The sequence below is a fragment of the Pseudomonas cichorii genome, from assembly GCF_018343775.1.
Classification (GTDB): Bacteria; Pseudomonadota; Gammaproteobacteria; order Pseudomonadales; family Pseudomonadaceae; genus Aquipseudomonas; species Aquipseudomonas cichorii.
This window is the reverse complement of record NZ_CP074349.1, coordinates 2638022-2658182: the sequence shown is the minus strand read 5'-3', so window position 1 is coordinate 2658182 and position 20161 is coordinate 2638022. Positions and strand designations below refer to the sequence as shown.

Annotated in this window: 8 protein-coding genes; 1 reads left to right on the top strand and 7 read right to left on the bottom strand. The window is 59.3% G+C overall.

Annotated features, from left to right (window positions below; genetic code table 11):
• Positions 1-136: 136 nt before the first annotated feature.
• The 7 genes from KGD89_RS11720 to KGD89_RS11690 all read right to left on the bottom strand — a co-directional run bounded on the left by KGD89_RS11720 (position 137) and on the right by KGD89_RS11690 (position 18696).
• The gene (locus tag KGD89_RS11720; protein ID WP_025259971.1) at positions 137-493 is read right to left on the bottom strand and encodes a hypothetical protein; all 357 of its coding nucleotides are present in this window, start codon (positions 491-493) and stop codon (positions 137-139) included.
• The gene (locus KGD89_RS11715; RefSeq protein WP_025259970.1) at positions 490-13053 is read right to left on the bottom strand and encodes a two-partner secretion domain-containing protein; all 12564 of its coding nucleotides are present in this window, start codon (positions 13051-13053) and stop codon (positions 490-492) included. Before KGD89_RS11715 ends, KGD89_RS11720 begins: the two co-directional genes overlap by 4 nt.
• Positions 13054-13505: 452 nt before the next feature.
• A complete protein-coding gene (locus tag KGD89_RS11710) occupies positions 13506-13826 on the bottom strand; it encodes a hypothetical protein (RefSeq protein WP_025259969.1) in 321 nt (106 codons plus the stop codon).
• Between the two features lie 519 nt (positions 13827-14345).
• Positions 14346-14969: an isochorismate family cysteine hydrolase YcaC gene (ycaC, locus tag KGD89_RS11705; protein WP_025259968.1), complete on the bottom strand. Its 624-nt coding sequence runs from the start codon at positions 14967-14969 to the stop codon at positions 14346-14348.
• A gap of 56 nt (positions 14970-15025) precedes the next feature.
• On the bottom strand, positions 15026-16864 hold the full coding sequence (locus KGD89_RS11700; RefSeq protein WP_025259967.1) for an amidohydrolase: 1839 nt from the start codon (positions 16862-16864) through the stop codon (positions 15026-15028).
• 145 nt (positions 16865-17009) lie between these two features.
• Positions 17010-17624, bottom strand: coding sequence for an antibiotic biosynthesis monooxygenase (locus tag KGD89_RS11695; RefSeq protein WP_025259966.1), 615 nt, complete (start codon positions 17622-17624; stop codon positions 17010-17012).
• Between the two features lie 160 nt (positions 17625-17784).
• The gene (locus tag KGD89_RS11690) at positions 17785-18696 is read right to left on the bottom strand and encodes a LysR substrate-binding domain-containing protein (RefSeq protein ID WP_025259965.1); all 912 of its coding nucleotides are present in this window, start codon (positions 18694-18696) and stop codon (positions 17785-17787) included.
• 202 nt (positions 18697-18898) lie between these two features.
• On the opposite strand from KGD89_RS11690, the gene KGD89_RS11685 reads away from it, so the two are divergent.
• Positions 18899-20161: an MFS transporter gene (locus tag KGD89_RS11685; RefSeq protein WP_025259964.1), complete on the top strand. Its 1263-nt coding sequence runs from the start codon at positions 18899-18901 to the stop codon at positions 20159-20161.

The window sequence follows — 20161 nt, the reverse complement described above, 5'->3', positions numbered from 1 at the left end:
CCAGAAACCAAGCCCTTACCTCATTATAAGTCACTCTATCTTCAATTACGGCGTCTTCCTAGCTCGTTGACACCTCATCGACCACAACCGAAAACGCCCCCTAAATCAAATCAGCCACTCCATTTTATTAAAAAACTCAAAGCCTATAGTTAGCTATTAGACTAGCCACCTCATCAGCCTTATTAGGCCTTTTATCAGCAAGGGCAAGCAAGGACTCTTTTATAGCCTCGCGAACCACTTCAAATTCATAGTTTCGAAATCCTGGTTCTATACCACTAAAATCACTATCAGCTAAAAAATCATAAGACTCACAACCCGCATCATCTTTCAAATACTCAAACTCCCAACCTGGATCTCCTGCAAGTCCTACATGCGTTGTAAAAAACCTCTTTAAAAGCTCATTTAGACCAAAGTCAGAATAATGCCCAATAGCAAACCAAAGCACCCAAAACAATAGATCCCTATCATCTCCTGGAAGCTCACCCCACTTCATTTCACAACACCGATAGGAAAAGCCGTAGGAACATACACCTGCTCACCTCTAATATTAATTGGAACTTGAAATCTAACCTTCCCCACAACGACCTCCTGCACCGAACCACCTGTTAATTGATACTGAATCAACGCTTTATGAGCGGCCTCATTAGCCATATTCGCCATATCTGGATAAACTTTTGGATCATATACTGTCTTGACTGCATCTTTCGTAGCATTTGGCAATCGATATTCTACTTTATAGATCCCTGGAGCGACTTCAAACCTTGATGACGTACCCGAATGCTCTGTCAATGCTTGCATAAAATTTTCCAGATCATGGCCTCCTGATATCTGCTTTCCTGAGCGGGTTGCATCTACAAGGTGATCTTTCAGGTCAGGTCGAACAACGCCACGACCAACAAAATCGGCATCAGGTAACAGATAATCAGCTAGTCCGAGGTTGCTACTAACATTTCCACTATTTACGTCCCCCGCCCGAACCCACTTACCACCAACCCACTTGACCGCAACCCCACCAATCGTCGTGGTAATCAAGCCGCTGACAGTGTCGAAAATAAGCTCGCCAGCTTGCTGCTCGGATTGCGCGAGTAATTGGTCTCCCACACGCTCAAGCCCTTGAGCAGGAATAGGACTGCTCGCCCATCCGGCTACTGAACCCGCAGCGGACCAAACACTCTGCGCAGCTCCCGTCAAAGTATCCACGGGATGAGTGACGGCACTGACTATACCGCCAAGGACCTCACCTGGCCATTTAATGAGGGCGTTGGCAGCGCCGATACCCCTCTCGGAAAGCATGTAACCCAACGTTTTTGCAGGGTCGTATCCGTCAAAAGCTATCTCGCTCTTATCAAGCCCCTTACTGGCAAAGTAATCGTCGTAAAGAGCTTTGTTGTAATCCTCCAGAGACCAGCCACCTTCCTGCAAGGACTGAAGCTGAATAGCGCGTGCTCGCTCTTGCAGCTCATATTCACGCTCTTTATGCAACGTCTCCATCTTGCGAGTGATCGCTAACTGACAACCTTGAACATCACCTCCCTTTGCTGCACACGCGCTCCGGGCCTCATCAGCAATCCTTATCTCTCTGTGTGACAACCAGTTGTACTGGGTAGCATTCGCTGCAACTGCTGCTGCAATGCCAACATCCGAGTCGTTGGCCGCAGCACCAAGCACGCCAACAATCTGTGACAAGGCCAGCAAATTGGCCTTGGCCCGATCATACTCAGGCGTGCCCTCTATGAGATTTGGAGGCAGGAGCTTGTCCCCCAACAACCCCACCAAAACCTCATTTGCGCCGCCAGCAAGAGCCCCAGCGCGGAAGTCACCGCCCATAGCTTCAGCTAACAGGCCACCCAAACCAGCATGCAAAAGAATCTTGGCGATACCACCGTCAGCGAGGGGCAAGTCTCCGATTTTCCCAGCAACTGCGGCACCACCGATGCTAGCTGCCGTACCCGCTGCCGCGCTTACCAGATTGTCCGTGAAGCTCCCGCCATACACAGCTGTTTTGATCGTTGCATCAGCAACTGTTTTTATAGCGGCAGTTTTTACACTTGCTGTGGCCGGGTTGTAGCCAAGCTTGTCGGCCACTCCTGCGGTAGCGACTGCAACCGCATACCCTTTGATGCTGTCCTTTGAGGTAACGTCTTTCAGAACCTTTCCAAGGTTACCTCTGTTATCAATAGTGCTGACGGTGGCCTTTGTCGCAACACTGATGGCACCAGCCTGTGCCATAGTGCTAAAACTGGCCATCATGGGCCCCATGACAGCTGCCAATGCGATTGCAATGATTATCTGCGAAGCAGGGCCCAACCCTGAGTTACTGTACTTAAAGCTCTCGTGGATCTCCTTCACTTGACGCCAATCTACATCTCCGCGCTTCTCGGCATCCTTGAGCCAAGCAAGTTGCGGGTCGGCCTGTACCATGACATCAATGGTCTGACTGACGGTTTGCTGATCAATATGCTTAATATCAATTTTCAAACCATTGACGGCCTTGATACTCAGCTCACCTTTGGCAACCATCTGCGTCTGACGCAAGGTTTCATCAGTCCTACCTTTACCTTTGGATGAGGTCCAAAAGGCGTCGTTATTGCTCTTGGTATGACTCTCATCATGCAGGTCCTTCACACCTTCAAAGGTGATGCCACCACCACTTTCAAGGGTCAGGTCGTTGCCACTGGTGAGCTTGGCCACCTGGTACAACTGGTCGCCGCCACTCTCCAGTGTCAGGTCACCACCAGAGGTGATTTCGCTGCCGACATTGCGGATATCGGTCACTTCATCGCGTTTGGTTTTCTTTTTGCCCCAGCTACCTTTGCTCTTCTTGTCGTAGAGGTAGTAATCACTGTCCTGCGCGGCCAAGATGCTGAGGTTTTCGCCTGCTGACAGGTTGGCGTTTTCACCTGCAGCGATGCGGCTGGAGATGACGGCCAGGTCCTGTCCGGCGTTCAGGACAATGCTGCCGCCGGCATTCAGGTCGGCGGAGACTTGTTTGACGTGGTCGGTCTGGACGGTGAGTTTCTTGCTTCTGGACAGGGAGTGGGTTTCGTCTGCCGCCGAGCTGATGGTCATGTTCTCGGTCGCGGCCATGGCGATGTCGCGCTTGGCGTCGATGTCGCTGGCTACAACGTTGATGTCACGTCCCGACAGGGCCATGAGGTCACGACCGACGCTGACGCTGGAGCCCAGTTGCGTGATGCTGGATTGGGTATTCGCTCCCTGTGCCTTCGCTGTTTCGGTTTGTGCCGCACCGATATTGACGTCACGACCGGCAATCAGGCTGAGGTCACGACCAGCCTGCAGGGTGCCGCCAATACTCATCACATCGCGCCCGGCCTTGATGGTCAGGTCGTTTGCAGATTCAACACGGGCGGCGCTGTCGGCGAAATCCTGATATCCCGCTACGCTGACGGCACGTGTCACTGTGCGCTCGTTGATGACATCGCCACGGGTAGCGCTCAGCGTCACATCACGGCCATACAGGATGCCGCCCGCCTTGTTGATCAGGTCGTTACCCGCCAGCAGGTCAAGGCGATTGCCCGCCTCGATCAGGCCTGTGTTGACCAGATTGGTGCCCGCCGTTGCCGACAGGTTATTGGTGGCGCGTAATGTTCCGACGTTATCGAGTTCTTCACCCGCCGTCAGCGTGACATCGTTGCCTGCAATCAGCGCTCCGGTCGGGCCCAGACGGTTGTTGGCCTGGGCCAGGTAGAGCACGGGCACCAGGACTTTCTCGCCATTCACCTCATGTTCTTCGAGCCATACGATGTCGTGGGTCAGGGCCGCCACTTGGGGTGGACTCAATGTCACCCCGATCGCCAGGTTCAGTTGTTCTTTGCTGGCGATGGCATTGTTCATCAGGTACTTGAGCTGGGCCTCGTTGGAGGTCTGCCCGGCCAGGAATGCCTGACCGGTTCGAGCCACGATGGCTTGCTGAACAAGACGCTGTTCGTACAGACCATCACCGAGACGTTTGGCACTGGCTTCCGGGTCGTAGCCCAGACCGGCCAGCAGGTAGTCCGAACTCATGAACTGGCGCAGGTCGGTCAGGACCGGGTTGGTTTCGATCAGGTACTTATGCGGGTTTGACGGGGTTGTGCTGCCGGGTAAGGCCTGCACACGGGCGACCTGGGCGGTTGAGTTGGTTGAGCCAGGCAAATCCTGAACGCTGGGAACCGGTGTTAAGCCGGTGGGGTCGGCGCTATGGCCAGTGAGCTGCAGATTGCTCACTGAATCGACCGGGGTGCTGGAATCAAAGGCGGAAGCGTTGGCGCTCAAGCCGGAGTTCTGACGGACCACATCAGCCAGTTGACGAGTGGCTGACGAAACCTGCCCGGCAGTCCCGAACTGGAGGGTTCTGGCCTGGGTATCGGACACGGCCTGCTCGCGCTGGGCGACAGATACGCTGGCACTGCCGAGTGTCCAGTTTTGTGGCGCAGTGCTGGTTTGAGTGGCAGCGACATTGCTGCCGGTCTGAGCACTCAGGCGGAACAGGGCATTCTGGCCGGTGGGCAGGCTGAAACCTGGCAGGGTAAGTGGGTTGACTTGTTGTTGGGACAGATCGGGGGGTAGTTGAGCGTTGACGCGAATGATCGTAGTGCCCGTACCGGAGGGGCTGGTGCCTTGAACTTTGCTGGTGCCGCCAGCGGCTGTGTAATGCTGGCGGATGACGCTATTTTGCAAGTTCTGTGTGGCGGTGATAGAGACATTACCGCCGGATTGGATGATGGCACTTCGGCCAACACTGCCGCTACCCACATTCTTTTCTATATCACTAAGCAATTCTAAACGTGTTATAGCATCAGGGACTTCTACAAGATTTTTTCGATCATACAGTGATACGGGTAATTGCTCATTCCATAGCTGATCTTCTGGATAAAGCATAGAAGGCTCCACAAACAACAAAGTCTCAGCATCTCTCAACTCATATTCAACATATCCATAGGTAGTATCCCCTCCACCCTGGCCAAAAAACTTAGACATCAAACCTAGCCTCAGCTCTCCCGCAGCATTAACATAGTAATAATTAGGAAAATCAGGACTATTACGCTGATTATAAAAATAAGAATACTCGGCATCCTTCCAATCATAGGAGCGGTAAATACGCGTCCGCTCTATCGAACCAAAAACAGCACCTACATTCCTAAAATCATCAGCATTAATAACAACATCTCCCGCGACACTAATCGTGCTTTTACTATTTAAAAAATCTCCTCCGACGAAAGTAAAATCTCGACCGGACGTCAATAAAGCAGAGACTGTCACATCGATATCCGCCGCTCCTTCAAAATATTCTTTTACATAAAAATCAGCTAAGAAATCCCTTGCACAAATGAGGCAATTCATAGCCATGATCCCCTTCACCAAAGTCCGACCCGCAGTAGAAACCTGCTGGCCATCCGAACCTTCTGTGCGATTCTCAAACGCCGTCGCACTGATCGCAAAGTTGCCGCCACTCTCCATCGAACCCGATATATTCGAAACCTGATTGGCCCGCTCAACGCCATACCCTTTGATGGTCAGGTTATTCAGCGCATAAAAGTCGCCCTTCAGGTTGCTCAAACTCCCCACATTCACCTGCATATCCGCGCCGCTAAAGATCAGCCCCTGACTGTTAAGCAGGCTCGCGGTGTTGAAGGTGAGGTTTTGCGTGGCACCCAAGGTGCCGTAGTTGGTGACACTCCCGGCATTGACGATCAAATCGGCCGCCGACGTGATACGCCCGTAGTTGCTGGCCAGACCGGTGATGTTGAGTTCGGTCCGGGCGCCACCCGTAAGGCTGGCCGTACTGGTCAGTGCCAGTTGGCTGGCGGTCAGGCCCAGGGTGCCCAGGCTGCTCGTACGCCCACCTCCCCCATACCCCCCGCTCAGGTTCAAACTCAGCGTCCCGTCACTCGCAATCACCCCCTCATTCGTCCAGCTTCCCCCAGTCCCCACAAACGCACTCGAAGCCAGCAACTGCCCGCTGGCGGTCTGGTTGAAGGTGCCGACGTTGACGGTCAGGCGGCCGGCCTGGATCACGCTGCTGTTGGTCCAGCTATCGGCCGTGACGGTCAGGCCGCCGCGGGTCACGAGGTTGCCGCCGGCCTGGGTGAGGTTGGCGGTGGAGATGTCGAAGGTGCCGGCACCGGCATGGATCAGGTTGCCGCTGGCGTTGAGGAAGCTGGCGGCGTTGAGGATCAGGTTGCTGTTGGCCACTTCCACGGTGCCGCGACGGTTGTCGAACAGGGTGCCGATCTGGAAGTCGGCGGCATCAAGGGTGCCGAGCGAGCGTATCTGCCCGGTCTGGTTGTCGAGGCTGGCGGCCTTGATGGCCAGGGTGCTGTCGCTTTCGATGATGCCCAGGCGGTTGTTCAGGTCGCCGGTCAGTCTGAGGTCGACCTGGCCCCCGGCGATCTGGCCGTCGTTGTCGCCGCTGTTGTCCAGGTCCTTGGCAATGACCCGCACCAGGCCTTTGGCGTAAATACCGCCGTTGCGGTTGTCGAGGTTGGCGGTGGTGAGCAGGGCTTCGCCGGTGCTGGCCGAGACGCGGCCGCCGTAGTTGTCGAAGCCGCCCAGGGCGGTCAGGCTCAGGCGCTGGGCCTGGATGACGCCGCCCTGGCGGTTGGCCGCGAGGTCGTAGCCGTTTTTCAGCACGCCGCTGATCTGTGCGGTGAACAGCCCCTTGAGGCTGGAGAGCAGGCCGCCACGGTTGTCGAGGCGGGCGGCTTCTACCGTCAGGTCGCCGTTCTGGGCGATCAGGCGACCGTTGAGGTTGTCGATGCCTTCGCTTGTCTCGACCTTGAGGGTGCTCTGGCCTTGTACCGCGCCCCGGGTGTTGTCCAGGCTTGTGGCGTCCAGTTCCACGCCCGCGTTCTGGCTGTAGATCAGGCCATCGGTGTGGTTGAGGACCTTGCCGGTGGCGGTGATCAGCAGGGTGCCGTTGGCGGCGACGGTGCCGGTCGTGCTGTTGTCCAGCAGCCCGGTATTGAGGGTCATCAGGCGCTGGCTGATCAGTTGCCCGCCCTGGTTGTGCACGGCGCTGCTGCGCTTGAGCAGCCAGTCACCGCCGCTGGCGAGTTTGCCGCCGGTGTTGGTCAGGGCGCCGATCAGGTCGAGGGTGGCCTTGCCGGTGCTGATGAGCGTGCCCGCGCTGTTGTCGAGGGCGTTGGCGGTGAGTGTCAGGTCCGCACCGCTGTCGATCAGGCCGCTCTGGCTGTTGTTCAGCAGGCCGGTGACGGTCAGGGTCTGCGCGGTGCCGCTGGAGAGGATGCCGCCGCGGTTATCGAGGCTGTCGGCGGTCACGGTCAGGGCGGTCTGGCTGACCAGCGCGCCCGCACCGCTGTTGAGCAGCGCGCCGCTCAGGTCTACGTCCACCGCACCGTTGCGGCTGGACAGGGTGCCGCGGTTGCGGTTGTCCAGGGACGTGGCGGTCACGTCCAGTCCTTGCCAGCCGGAAATCAGGCCGTTCTGGTTGAGCAGGCTGTCGGCGTTGAGGGTCAGCAGGTTGTTGCTGATGAGCTGGCCGCCGCTGTTGTCCAGGGTCCGGGCGGTCAGGGTGAAGGCTTGGGCGCTGGAGATTTCACCGCCCTGGTTGTTGACGTCCCGCACCTGCTTGAAGGTCAAGGGACCTTTGGCGGTGATCAGGCCGGCGCGGTTGTTGAGGTCCGCACCGTTGAGGTCCAGACTCAGCCCGGCGTTGCCGATCAGGCGGCTGGCATCGAGGGACAAGGCGTTGAGGACCAGGGTCATGGTGCCCAGGGCCGAGACTTCACCGCCGGTGTCGGCACTCAGGCTGTCGGCGGTGATGTTCAGGGTGCCCTGGCTGTTGATCAAGCCTTTGGCACCGGTGTCGAGGGCCGCGCTGTCAAGGGTCAGGGCGGTGGTGCCCAGCAGTTGCCCGCCCCGGTTGTTGAGGTCACCCGAGGTGATCTTCAATGTTTCGGCGGCGTTGATCAGGCCCTTGTCGCGGTTGGTGAGCAGGCCGGTGACGGTGAGGTCCAGGGCGTTGCGGCTGGTCAGGGTGCCGCCGGTGTTGTCCAGGCTGGCGGCCGTGGCATCGACGCCCGCCGCGGCGATCATGCCCTTGACGTTGTTCAGGGCCTGGGCGATGCGCAGGGTCAGCATCTGGTTGCTCAGCAACGTGCCGCCGCTGTTGTCCAGCGACTGGGCATTGAGGGTGAAGGCTTGGGCGCTGGAGATTTCACCGCCCTGGTTGAGCACGGTCTTGAGGTTTTTCAGCAGCAAGGTGCCGGGGGCGTTGATCAGGCCGCCCTGGTTATCCAGCAAGCCCTGGTTCACGTCCAGGCTCAGGACGGTGGCGCTGGTCAGGCTGCCCTTGTGTTGTTCGAGGCTGCTGACGCTCGCGACCAGTGCCTGCTGGCTGGCAATGCTGCCGCCGTGGTTGGTCAGTCGGGCGGCGGTCAGGTCCAGGCGCTCGCCACTGCTGATGCGGCCTTTCTGGCTGTTGTCCAGGTCGCCGGTGTCGATCGTCACCCGGCCCTTGGCGCTGACGGTGCCTTGCAGGCTGTTGTCGAGGCTGGAGCTGGTCAGGGTCAGGGCGTCATCGGTGACCAGTTCGCCACCCTGGTTGGCGAGGGCGCCGGCGATGTCGAGGGTCAGGGTGCCCGCGCTGGAGACGCTGCCCGCCGTGTTGGTCAGGCTGCCCGCTTCGAGGCTCAGCGTGCCTTCGCTGCTGATCAGGCCCTGGCTGTTGTCCAGCGCGCCCGACAGGTCGAGGCCCAGGCCTTGCAGGCCACTGATCACCCCGCCGGTGTTGTCCAGTGAAGCGCCGGTCAGGGTCAGGCCGGTCTTGCCGGACAGGACGCCGTCGTTGCGGTTGGTGGTGGCCTTGGCGATGGCGAGGGTCAGGGCCTGTTGCGCCAGGACCTGGCCGCCGCTGTTGGTCAGGGTCTGGCCGGTCAGGGTGATGCCTTTCTGGCTGGAAATCTCACCGCCCTGGTTGTCGATGTCCTCCACCGTCAGGGTCAGGGCCTCACCGGCCCCCACAAAGCCTTTGAGGCGGTTGTTCAAGGTATCGCCGGTCAGGCTCAGCGAGCCGAGGGCGAAGAGTTGCCCGCCCTGCTGTTGCAGGTTGCCGATCACCGCGGTCAGGGCTTTCTGGCTGGAGATCTCGCCCTGGGCGTTGTTGCCGGTCGCGGCGCTGACATCCAGATCGCCATCGGCAATCACACTGCCCTTGACGTTGCTCAGGGCCTGGTCGACGGTCAGGGTCATCCCTGCCCGGCTGCTGATCAGGCCTTCGTCGTTGGTCAGGCTGTCGCTGTCGATATTCAGGCCGGTGGCCGACACGGTGCCCTTGAGGTTACGGAAAAACTCGACCAGGTCCAGGGTCAGGGCCTGGCTGCCGAGCAACTTGCCGCCGCTGTTGTCCAGCGACTGGGCCTTGAGGGTAAAGGCCTGGGCGCTGGAGATTTCGCCGCCCTGGTTGTCCACCGCCTTGAGGTTTTTCAGCAGCAGCGCGCCCGGGCTGTTGATCAGGCCGCCCTGGTTGTTCAGTTGCCCGTTGTTGAGGTCCAGGCTCAGGGTGGTGTTGCTGAACAGCTCGCCGCCTTGCTGGTCCAGGCTGGTGACGCTGGCGGTCAGGGCCAGCGCACTGGCGATGCGCCCCGCGCTCTGGTTGATGACCTGACCGGCGATCAGTTCCAGGGTGTCGCGGCTGGTCAGTTGCCCGCCCTGGCGGTTGTCAAAGGCACCGGTGGTGACTTTGGTCGCGCCCTGGCCGGACAGCTTGCCTTTCTGGCTGTTGTCCAGGCTGCCACTGACCACCGTCAGGGCCGCATCGGTGGTGATCGAGCCGCTCTGGTTGATCAGTGCGTCGTCGGTGGTGACCTTGAGCGCACCGGCGCTGGACAGCGTGCCGCCGGTGTTGTCCAGAGACGCGGCCTTGACCGTCAGCGCCGCTTCGCTGCTGAGCAGGCCGGCGCGGTTGTTCAGGGCACCGGTCAGGGTCAGGGTCTGGGCCAACTGGCTGGCCAGGGTGCCCCCGGCGTTGTCCAGGCGCTGGCCGTCCAGGGTCAGGGTCTGGCCGAACAGCAGGCCCTTGTTCTCGTTGATCACCCGCTCGACGAGCAGTTGCAGGGCGGTCCCGGCCAGCACCTTGCCGCCGTCGCGGTTGTCGAGCCGATCACCGATGAGTTCCACGCCCACCTGGCTGGACACTTCACCGGCCCGATTATCGATGTCGTCAACGGTGAGTTTCAGCGCTTTTGTGGCGCCCACCAGGCCACCGGCCCGGTTATCCAGACTCTGGCCGGTCAGGGTCAAGGTGCCCTGGGCCACCAGTTCACCGCCCTGCTGGGTCACGGTGTCGACCGTGGCGGTCAGGTCGCTCTGGCTGGCGATGCGGCCAGTGCCGTTGAGCAGCGTGTCGGCCTGCAACGTCATCACGCCCACGGCATTGAGCAGGCCGTTCTGGTTGCCCAGTCGCTGGCCGATGAATTCCAGTCCGGCCTGGCTGGTAATGGCGCCCTTCTGGGCAGCGGTCAATCCGGTCTGGCTATTATCCAGGTCACCGATGAACAGTTTCATCAACTGGTCGGCGCGGATCACCCCGCCCCGGTTGAGGGCGCTGTCGCTGTGCACGGTCAGCAGGTCCTGCCCCACCACCCGGCCGCCCTGGTTGTTCAGGACCTGGCTGGTCAGGTTGAGCATGCCCTTGGCCTGCACCTGCCCGCCAGTGCGGTTATCCAGGGTGCCGGTCAGGGTGATGTCCAGTTGGCCATCGGTGAGCACGGCACCGGCCAGGCGGTTGTCCAGGCTCGCGGCCCGCAGGTCCAGCCCCAGCCCGGCCCCCAGGGTCCCGGCCTGGTTGTCGAGGGCTTGAGCCAGAATGACCGTCAGTTCCTCGTCAGCCATGACCTGGCCTTCGGCGTTGTCCAGGCTCTTGGCCTCTAAAGTGGTGGCCGCCGCACTGCTCAGCAGGCCCTGACGGTTGCTGACCTCGCCGGTCACGTCCAGCGTGAGGCCCGCCTCGCTGCTGACCTCGCCGCTGTCGTTGTTCAGGGTCGCGGCCGTGAGGTCCACGCCTTTGCCGGACACCAGCCCCCGCAGGTTGGTCAGTGCCTTGTCGACACGCACGATCAACGCCTCGTCGCTGAGCACCGTGCCGTCGGTGTTGTCCAGCGACGTGGCCGCCAGGGTAAACCCCTTGGCGCTGGAGATTTCGCCGCGCTGGTTATCCACGGTGCCCAGACGGGTCAGCAGCAACTGACCGGGCGCAGTGATCAGGCCGTCCTGGTTATTGAGGTGGCCGTTGCCCAGATCCAGGCTGACGTCGCCATTGCTGTACAGGCGACCGTCGGCGTGCTGATCCAGACCCGTGACCACCGCGGTCAGGGCCATGGCACTGGCAATGCGCCCTGCTTCGCTGTTATTCACCTGCGCTGCCGTGAGGCGCAGGGCCTCGGTGCTGGTCAGGCGACCGTCCAGGTGGTTGTCGAAGGCGCCGGTGGTGACGGTCACGCCTTTGCCCGCAATACGCCCGCTGCGGCTATTGTCCAGGCGACCGCTGGTGAGGGTCAGGCCCGTGTCGCTCAGCACTTCGCCGCCCTGGTTGACCACGGCGTCGGTGACGGTCAGGGTCGAGGCGCCCGTGCTGCGCACCACGCCTTGCTGGTTATCCAGCGAGGCAGCATTGATCGTCAGCGTGCCCGCACTGGAGATCAGGCCCTTCTGGCCGTTCGACACGCCACTGGCCGTGACCTCGACGCTGCCGCCCTGGCTCATGATCCGCCCGGACTGGCGGTTATCAAGGGTCGTGGCCGTGATCCGGGTACTGGCCTGCCCGCTCAGGGTCCCGCCCTGGTTGTTCAGGGTCTGGCTGGCCGTCGCCTGCAGGGCGCGGCTGGCCACGACGCTGCCGGTGTTGGTCAGGTTGCCCGCCGACAGCACGACATCGCCGGTGGTATTGCGGCTGTTGTCGGGATTGATGCCCGCTTCGATGATGGCGGTGTTGGTCAACTGGCCGGTGCTGGACAGTGTGACGACATCCCGCGCCGCGACATTCTGCTGAATCGAAAGATCGCCCGGTGTGGTGACCGACAGCGAGGTGCCTGCATACAGCGGGCCCTTGACCTCGACCGCATTGGCCTTCACCGCCACCGCCCCGCTGGCCACCGCCTGGCTCAGGGTCAGCTGGCCGTTGGCATCGATCTGGATATCACCGGCACTGGCCGCCACATTGCTCGCCAGCCTCACCCCGACACCCGCCTCGGTGCCCACCAGCTTCACCGCCCCGACGTACATGCCGCCCAGGGCCGAGCTGTCGATGGCCAGCTCCGGTTTGGCGCTGCCGTCGTCCGCCAGCGCCGTGGCGCTCAGGGTCTGGGCATCGACGTCGTTGCGACCGGCGATGATGTTGAGCTTTTTCGCGTGCAGCTCGGCGTTGATCTTCGCGCTGCGGGTGATGATGTCGAACTGATCGACGTTATCGGCGTTCAGGCCCAGCCCTTCGATGGCCACGCTGCCGTTCTGGACAGTGAAACGCACCAGACCGCCATTGCTGTCGAGCACCGGCTTGCCGGTGGTCAGGGTCACCTGCGGAGTATTGAGAAAACCGCAGCCATTACAGGTGATGCCATAGGGGTTGGCCACGATCACCCGCGCCGCCTGCCCGGCCACTTCGGTGTAGCCCTTGAGCTGGCTGGCGTTGGCGCCCACCACTTCGTTGAGGATGACCTGCGCCGCCACCCCGTTGTTCATGTTCGGGTTGCCGACGATGATCCCGCCCAGTTGGGTCGCGCCGGTCTGCTGGGCAATGTTGTTGAGGATCAGGCCCTGAGCGTCGACGTTGTACTGCTGGAACTGGTTATGCGACAGCCCAGTGGCATTGGGTGTCGCGATATTGACGATCGGCACGCCATTGCCCGCCTGCGCCAGGCCGGTCCCCGACCCACTGACCACAATCCCGTCGGCCTGTGCCCACATCGGCTGCCAGAACATGGCATTGGCCAGGATCAGCGCAATGCCGCGTTTGGGCAGGCCCCAGAAGTGTTCACGCGATTGGACACGGGCCGACGGTTGACGGGCCAGGAAGGCGAGGTGCTTGGCGTCCATGCGGAAGTTTTCCTGCGGGAATCAGAAAGTCTGGAAAGATTTTGAAAAGCAGTTCGCAGTTCAAGGCGAAAACTGATCGGCAGATCAGGTTCTGCTCACCGGAGGTGGGAGCGGGAATGGCCGGGGAAACCAGAGGAGTGGCAGCGTGAAGGACTGGCGAAGCCGTCTTTGGGTGGATAGGTACACTGCGCGAATCCCTGCAATATCATATTGATATCAAATTCGGCGCGATTGTAGATTGCCATCATTATGACGTCAAATTTCTGTATCGACCGTGTGTCGGGTTTGGTACGCGGGCAAGCGGCAAGCGGCAAGCGGCAAGCGGCAAGAAAGTGTGGGGCTGCAAGAAGGTTGTCAGTTTTATCTTTTAAAGACTAATAACGCCGTTAAAAAAATGCCCTCAATAAGAGGGCATATTTAAATAATCCTGTGTCTTTTATTGGCCGTATTTATCAGGCGACCCGAACAAAGCGCTGTTGTTTCTTAGCGTTTTGCCATTCATCTTTCAGGTTCTGCAAGAGACCCTTCATGAACTCGGTATCAGCGGCGGCCTTCTTGCCGACATAGCCCTGCCCTCTGCGGAACATTTTCAGGCAGGCGAGCATTTGCGGGTGGTTTTCCTGAAATTCGCTCTCTGCCGTGCAGGGCGACATGGGGTCGATATGGACCTCACCCGAGTGTTCGATCCAGAGGATATGGCTGTCCAGAGTATCTTTGCGCGCTGCAAACAGACGAGCCAGTTCATCAATAGTTGGATGATTGTTGATATTCATGTTGATGCTCCTTCGCTCGTTAACCTGTTTAAGACCATTGATAGATAAACTTGCCTGTCGGGTGAGAGACAGTGCGTCATGTTCACGTCTTGCAACCCGACCCAGAGGACATGCAGGTAGCCTTTAGATAAAGCCACTACAACAGGGAGGCGTCACGGAGGGAGAGCGTAGCGAAAGCCAAAGACCTGGCTGGCGACCGTTACAAGGTCTGCCACAAGTATCATGAGGACGTTTCGCCAGCTGCTCGCCCTGTCGGACGGGCCATGCCGGGTCAGCTTCATCAATCTGCCTTGTGGGCAGCCTGCATCCGGGGAACATCTCGACGGCTTGCCGAGCCTGTTCAGTACATCTTTTCCAGCGCTCCCGATCAGGGAGACAGCTGCATAATGCAAAAGGAAAAGGCAGGCGTCAACCAATATGTAGTGATTATTTTTGATCACTACATAATTTTTTGAAACCCGCAAAAGAAGCGTCGGCAGTGACTATCCGGTCACTGCCGACGTAGAGGGGCTGCCGGTTTTAGCGGGCAGTGAAAGCGGTGTAGCTGTTGATCAGGTTGCGGTAGTTGGGGATGCGCTGGGAAAGCAGATTGGCCAGACCTTCCATGTCGTTGCGCCAGTCGATCTGCAGTTCGCAGGCCACCGAGAACCAGTTGACCAGTTGCGCACCCGCAGCAGTCATGCGTGCCCACGCGGCCTGCTGGACCGTTTCATTGAAAGTACCGGAAGCGTCGGTCACCACGAACACTTCGAAACCTTCGGCCAGAGCGCAAAGGGTCGGGAATGCCACGCAAACGTCGGTCACCACACCTGCGATGATCAATTGCTTGCGACCGGTCGCCTTGACGGCCTTGACGAAATCCTCGTTGTCCCAGGCATTGATCTGTCCTGGACGCGGAATGTACGGGGCATCCGGGAACATTTCCTTGAGTTCAGGCACCAGCGGGCCGTTGGGGCCTTGTTCGAAGCTGGTGGTGAGGATGGTCGGCAGGTTGAAGAACTTGGCTACATCGCCCAAAGCCAGGACATTGTTCTTGAATTCGTTGGGCGAAAAGTCCTGGACCAGAGAAATCAGGCCAGTCTGGTGATCGACCAACAGAACGGCTGCGTCATCTTTGTTCAAGCGTTTGTACGGGGTGCTCATGGTTGACTCCTTGGTTTTTTATCGACATCCGGTGTTTGCATGCAAGGGTGAAACAATCAGAACGCAAAACATGAACAGCCAAACGCGCCCCAGAACCCCTGGAAGTCGCTGACCGGCACGCTGGAAAGCCGTGCGCGCTCATGGCTGTGGGAGTGCACGGCGCAAGGGCCGCTGCATTGGTGAACCTGGGCCAGTACCGGCGATGCTGGTCGCCAGTGCCCGGCGACTTTTGCAACCGGCGACCAGTCCGGCAGCACAGGCAGACTCGTTGGAGCCAGTTTCTCGAAATCGCCGGAGCCGAAGACGACCTTGCCATCAACGACGGTCAGCACCGACTCGATCCACTTGATGGACTCTTCCTCGACACTGAAGTAGTCCGCCGACAAGGCGACCAGATCCGCCAGTTGGCCAACCTTGATCTGGCCTTTCTTGCCTTGTTCGGACGAGAACCAGGCGCTGCCGTGGGTGAACAGTTCAAGGGCGGTTTCACGAGGCAAGCCTTCGGGATACAGCTCAAGCCCGCCCACCGTGCGCCCGCTGACCATCCAGTACAGCGACGTCCAGGGGTTGTAGCTGGAAACCCGTGTAGCGTCAGTGCCCGCCCCCACCGGCACGCCTTCGGACAGCATGCGTTTGATCGGCGGCGTCATTTCGGCAGCCTTGGCACCGTAACGGTCGACGAAATATTCGCCCTGGAACGCCATGCGGTCCTGGATCGCAATGCCACCGCCCAGCGCACGGACCCGTTCGATATTGCGGGGAGTAATGGTTTCGCAGTGGTCGAAGAACCACGGCAGGCCATTGAACGGGATATCGCGGTTGACCTTCTCGAAGACATCCAGCATCCGGCTGATGGATTCGTCATAGGTCGCATGCAACCGGAACGGCCAGCGATGCTCGACCAGATGCCGGACCACAGGCTCGAGATCCTGCTCCATGCCAGGCGGCAGGTCCGGACGAGGTTCAAGGAAGTCTTCGAAGTCGGCAGCCGAGAAGGTCAGCATCTCCCCTGCCCCGTTATGCCGCAGGAAATCGTCGCCCTGATGCAGAGTGACCGAGCTGGTCCAGTTCTTGAAATCGGCCAGTTCTTCCTTGGGTTTCTGGGTGAACAGGTTGTAGGAAATCCGTACCGTGAGCTGCTTTTCCCGGGCCAGTTGTTCGATCACCGCGTAATCGTCGGGATAGTTCTGGAAGCCGCCACCCGCATCGATGGCGCTGGTGACGCCCAGGCGGTTGAGTTCGCGCATGAACTGTCGGGTCGAGTTGACCTGATACTCCAGCGGTAGCTTCGGTCCCTTGGCCAGGGTCGAGTACAGGATCATGGCATTGGGTTTGGCCACCAGCATGCCAGTGGGATTGCCCTGGGAATCCCGAACGATCTCGCCACCGGGCGGATTGGGGGTATCGCGGGTGTAGCCCGCCACTCGCAAGGCGGCGCGGTTGAGCAAGGCGCGGTCATACAGGTGGAGCACGAATACCGGGGTATCGGGTGCCGCCTGATTGAGTTCTTCAAGAGTCGGCATGCGCTTTTCGGCAAACTGGAATTCATTCCAGCCGCCCACAACACGCACCCATTGTGGCGTCGGTGTGCGGTCGGCCTGTTCCTTGAGCATGCGCAAGGCATCGGCCAAGGACGGAACGCCTTCCCAGCGCAGTTCCAGGTTGTAATTGAGTCCACCGCGAATCAGATGCAGGTGTGAGTCGTTCAGACCGGGAATCACCGTACGCTTCTGCAGATCGATGACCTGAGTGGCGCTACCGCGCAACGCCATCACCTCGGCCTCGGTGCCCACGGCCACAAAACGTCCGCCACTGATCGCCACAGCACTGGCCTTGGGCTTTTCACGATCGACCGTATGAAATTGACCGTTGAAGAGAATCAGTTCGACATTCATTGCAGCACCTTTGGCAAAAGTTTGGGAAGCACCGGCATAACCGGAGAATGGCAAGGCAGGCAGGATCGCCGCAGCGGCGCTCAGCAATGAGCCTTTGGCAATGAAGCGCCTGCGCTGTAAATCGGTTTTTTCATCACTCATGGGTTCACTTTCCTTGTGGAGTCTTCAGCCAAGGGGCAAACAGGCGTGTAGCGGCAGGCATCAACAGATAAACCACCAGCAGAACGATGGTTACCGTCACCAGCGCGTTGCTGACGAGATAACCCGACAGCCATGGAATGAGCGCAAAAACCGGCTTCCATAGCAGGGGAATCAACAGGCTCAACGGCAGGATGACCAAGAAGGTCACGCACGCCTGCTTCCAGCGTGGCGGTGGCCCGACGTCATCGGTCACCGGGGTGAACCAGAACTCGTTATGCGGGTTGACCTGCGTCTGATCACCATCGGCAAGCATAGGCGCGGCCTCCTGCACCAGTTGCCGCCGCTCATCGGAGTCCAGCCAGCTCTGCATGGCTTCGGTGGAGTGAAAACGCAGGACACAGGTAAACAGATGGAGGCCGCCGGACTTGCTGCGGATCACATCCACACCCAGATGTCCCGGATAGCTACCGGCAATAGTGACGATGCGGCGCAGCCAGGCCTCATAAGCCGCCTCTTGTCCGGCCTTGATCCGGTGCTTGATGACCAGGGTGACGACTTCATTGAAGATCGCGCTGTTCAAGACACCTGCTTGTGCATCGAGACGAATGGGATCGGACATGACCGGCAGCTCCGTAAATACAGAATGAAAATCTCCAGGCCAGACGATGTGCTTGACCGAGGGAGATAGTGCCGTTGATTACAGGCCGGAAATTGAATGTATGTGCTGTCTTGTATCTGGATTGATACCCTCGCTCTTCGCGAATGAATTCGCGAAGGCCTTAAATGATCGGCATTGCCATGTAGTGAGCAATGCGCGAGCGCAGCCAGCGCTCTGCAGGGTCGTTGTCATGCACACCGCTCCAGACCATCGACAGTTCGGCAGGCACGATAGGGAATGGCGGATCTTCGGCGCGCAATGAAGTCCCTTCAACCAGCGCACAGGCCGCGTAATCCGGGACGGTGGCAATCAGTTCGGTACCGGCCAGCAAGGCGCGCAAGCCATTGAACTGGGGCACGGCCAATACCACCTTGCGGGCACGTCCGACTCTGGCCAGGTCCAGATCGATATTGCCGCTCAGGTCACCGGAAAACGACACCATCGCATGCTGTCGTTCACAGTACTCATCCAGGCTCAAGGCACCCGGACGGGCATCACCACGAATCACTTTGCAGCCGATTTCGCGCAGCTTTTTACGCTTGGCATTGGCGGGCAGATCCACCGTGTAGCTGACACCTACCGAGATTTCCCCTGAGGCCAGCAAGGCAGGCAGCAGCAGGTAATTGGCCCGGCGAATGACCACGATGATGCCGGGAGCCTCTTCACGAAGCTGCTTGAGTAAGGGCGGTAACAAACCGAACTCGGCATCATCGGACAGACCGATGCGAAAGACATCGCTGCTGGTGGAAGGATCGAACTCCTTGGCCCGGCTGACCGCGCCGGAAATGGTATCCAGCGCAGGCCGGATTTCCTTGAGGATATCCAGGGCTCTGGCTGTAGGCTCCATGGCCCGGCCATTGCGCAGCAGCAGTTGATCGTCGAACAGGTCACGCAGGCGACCCAGCGCAGCGCTCACCGCTGGCTGGCCGATAAATAGCTTTTCGGCGACACGGGTGAGGTTGCGTTCAAACATCAAGGCCTCGAAAATCACCAACAGGTTCAGATCGACGCGGCGTAGATCATTGCGATTCATGCAAGGTTCCAGAGGCTGGATATGGGCAGGCTCAAGTAGGCATGACAGGCTTGCACAAACCTTGTATGCCTGTGCTTTTAATATCCCCCGCAACCGCTCTGCAATAAGCGTTACAACATCGTTTGTTGACCTGCCGCAGGGTCATGTCTGCCAAAGCGGGCTATGGTATGGAATCTCCTTTTGCTGTAAGCGAGCCACCACCATGCCACCCGCCTCCTCCGCAACCTTGTCCATACGCTCAGAGCGGTTGCATACGGGCTTTGTCATTGCCTGGCTGTTCTGCGTCCTCTTCTACTTCATTCAGTATTCGCTACGCTCTGCGCCCGGCGTGATGATGCCGGAGCTGACCCAGGCATTCGGCAAGGATGTGGTGGCAATCGGCGCCCTGATCGGGCTCTATTACTACACCTACTCGGTATTCTCGATCCTAGCGGGCGCTGCACTGGATCGCCTGGGTGCCAAGTATGTGATTCCTCTGGGCATCCTGATGGTCGCCTCAGGTGCAGCTCTGTTCGGCCTCGGCGAATTGCAGGCCGCGCAGATCGGGCGCCTGCTGCAGGGCGCAGGTTCGGCCTGTTCCTTTATCGGAGCGGTCTATCTGGCCACCCACGGTTTTCCGTCGCGCTATCTGGCAACCGCCGTGGGGTTTACCCAATGCTTCGGCATGCTGGGCGGTTTTGCCGGGCAGTTCGGGGTCGGGCCACTGATTCACGGCACGATCCTCTGGGAGCAGTTCTGGTTCATTTCCGCAGCCTGCCTGGCGGTGGTTGCGATTCTGGTACTGATCGCGACGCCCAAAGGTCATGATCCTGGGCCGGTCAACAGCAGTGGTTCGGCAGGTTCGCTGCTCACGCCATACAAACAGGTGCTGAGCAACCCTCAGTCCTATCTCTGTGGCTTCAGCGCAGGCCTGCTGTTTCTGCCGACTACCATAGGCGACATGATCTGGGGTGTTCCCTTCTTGCGCGAAGGTTTGTCCATCAGCTATGCCGAGGCGGTGAATCGCAGCAGCATGGTTCCGCTGGGTTGGGTGATCGGCTGTCCGTTGCTGGGCTATATTTCGGACCGGATGGGTCGGCGCAAGCCGGTCATGCTGGCCGGTGCCTTGCTGATGCTGGTGTCCTGTGCCGCGATTCTGTATCTGCCCGCCGGCATCGCCCCGCCTTACCTGTTCGGTTTGCTGCTGGGCATTGGTTCGGGAGCCGCGATGATTCCCTACACCATCATCAAGGAGGTCAACCCGGACAACGTGAAAGGCAGTGCAACCGGTGCTATCAACTTTCTGGTGTTTACCTTCAGCGCCCTGCTGACACCGGTATTCGGCCATCTGCTGACCCGAATCGCCGCAGGTGGCGACCTGTCCCTTTCGGTCTTCCAGCAGGCAGGCAGCTACCTGCTGGCGGGTATCGTGATCGCCATGGTGCTGGCCGTTTTCCTGCGAGAAACCGGCCCGCAAGGCAAATGA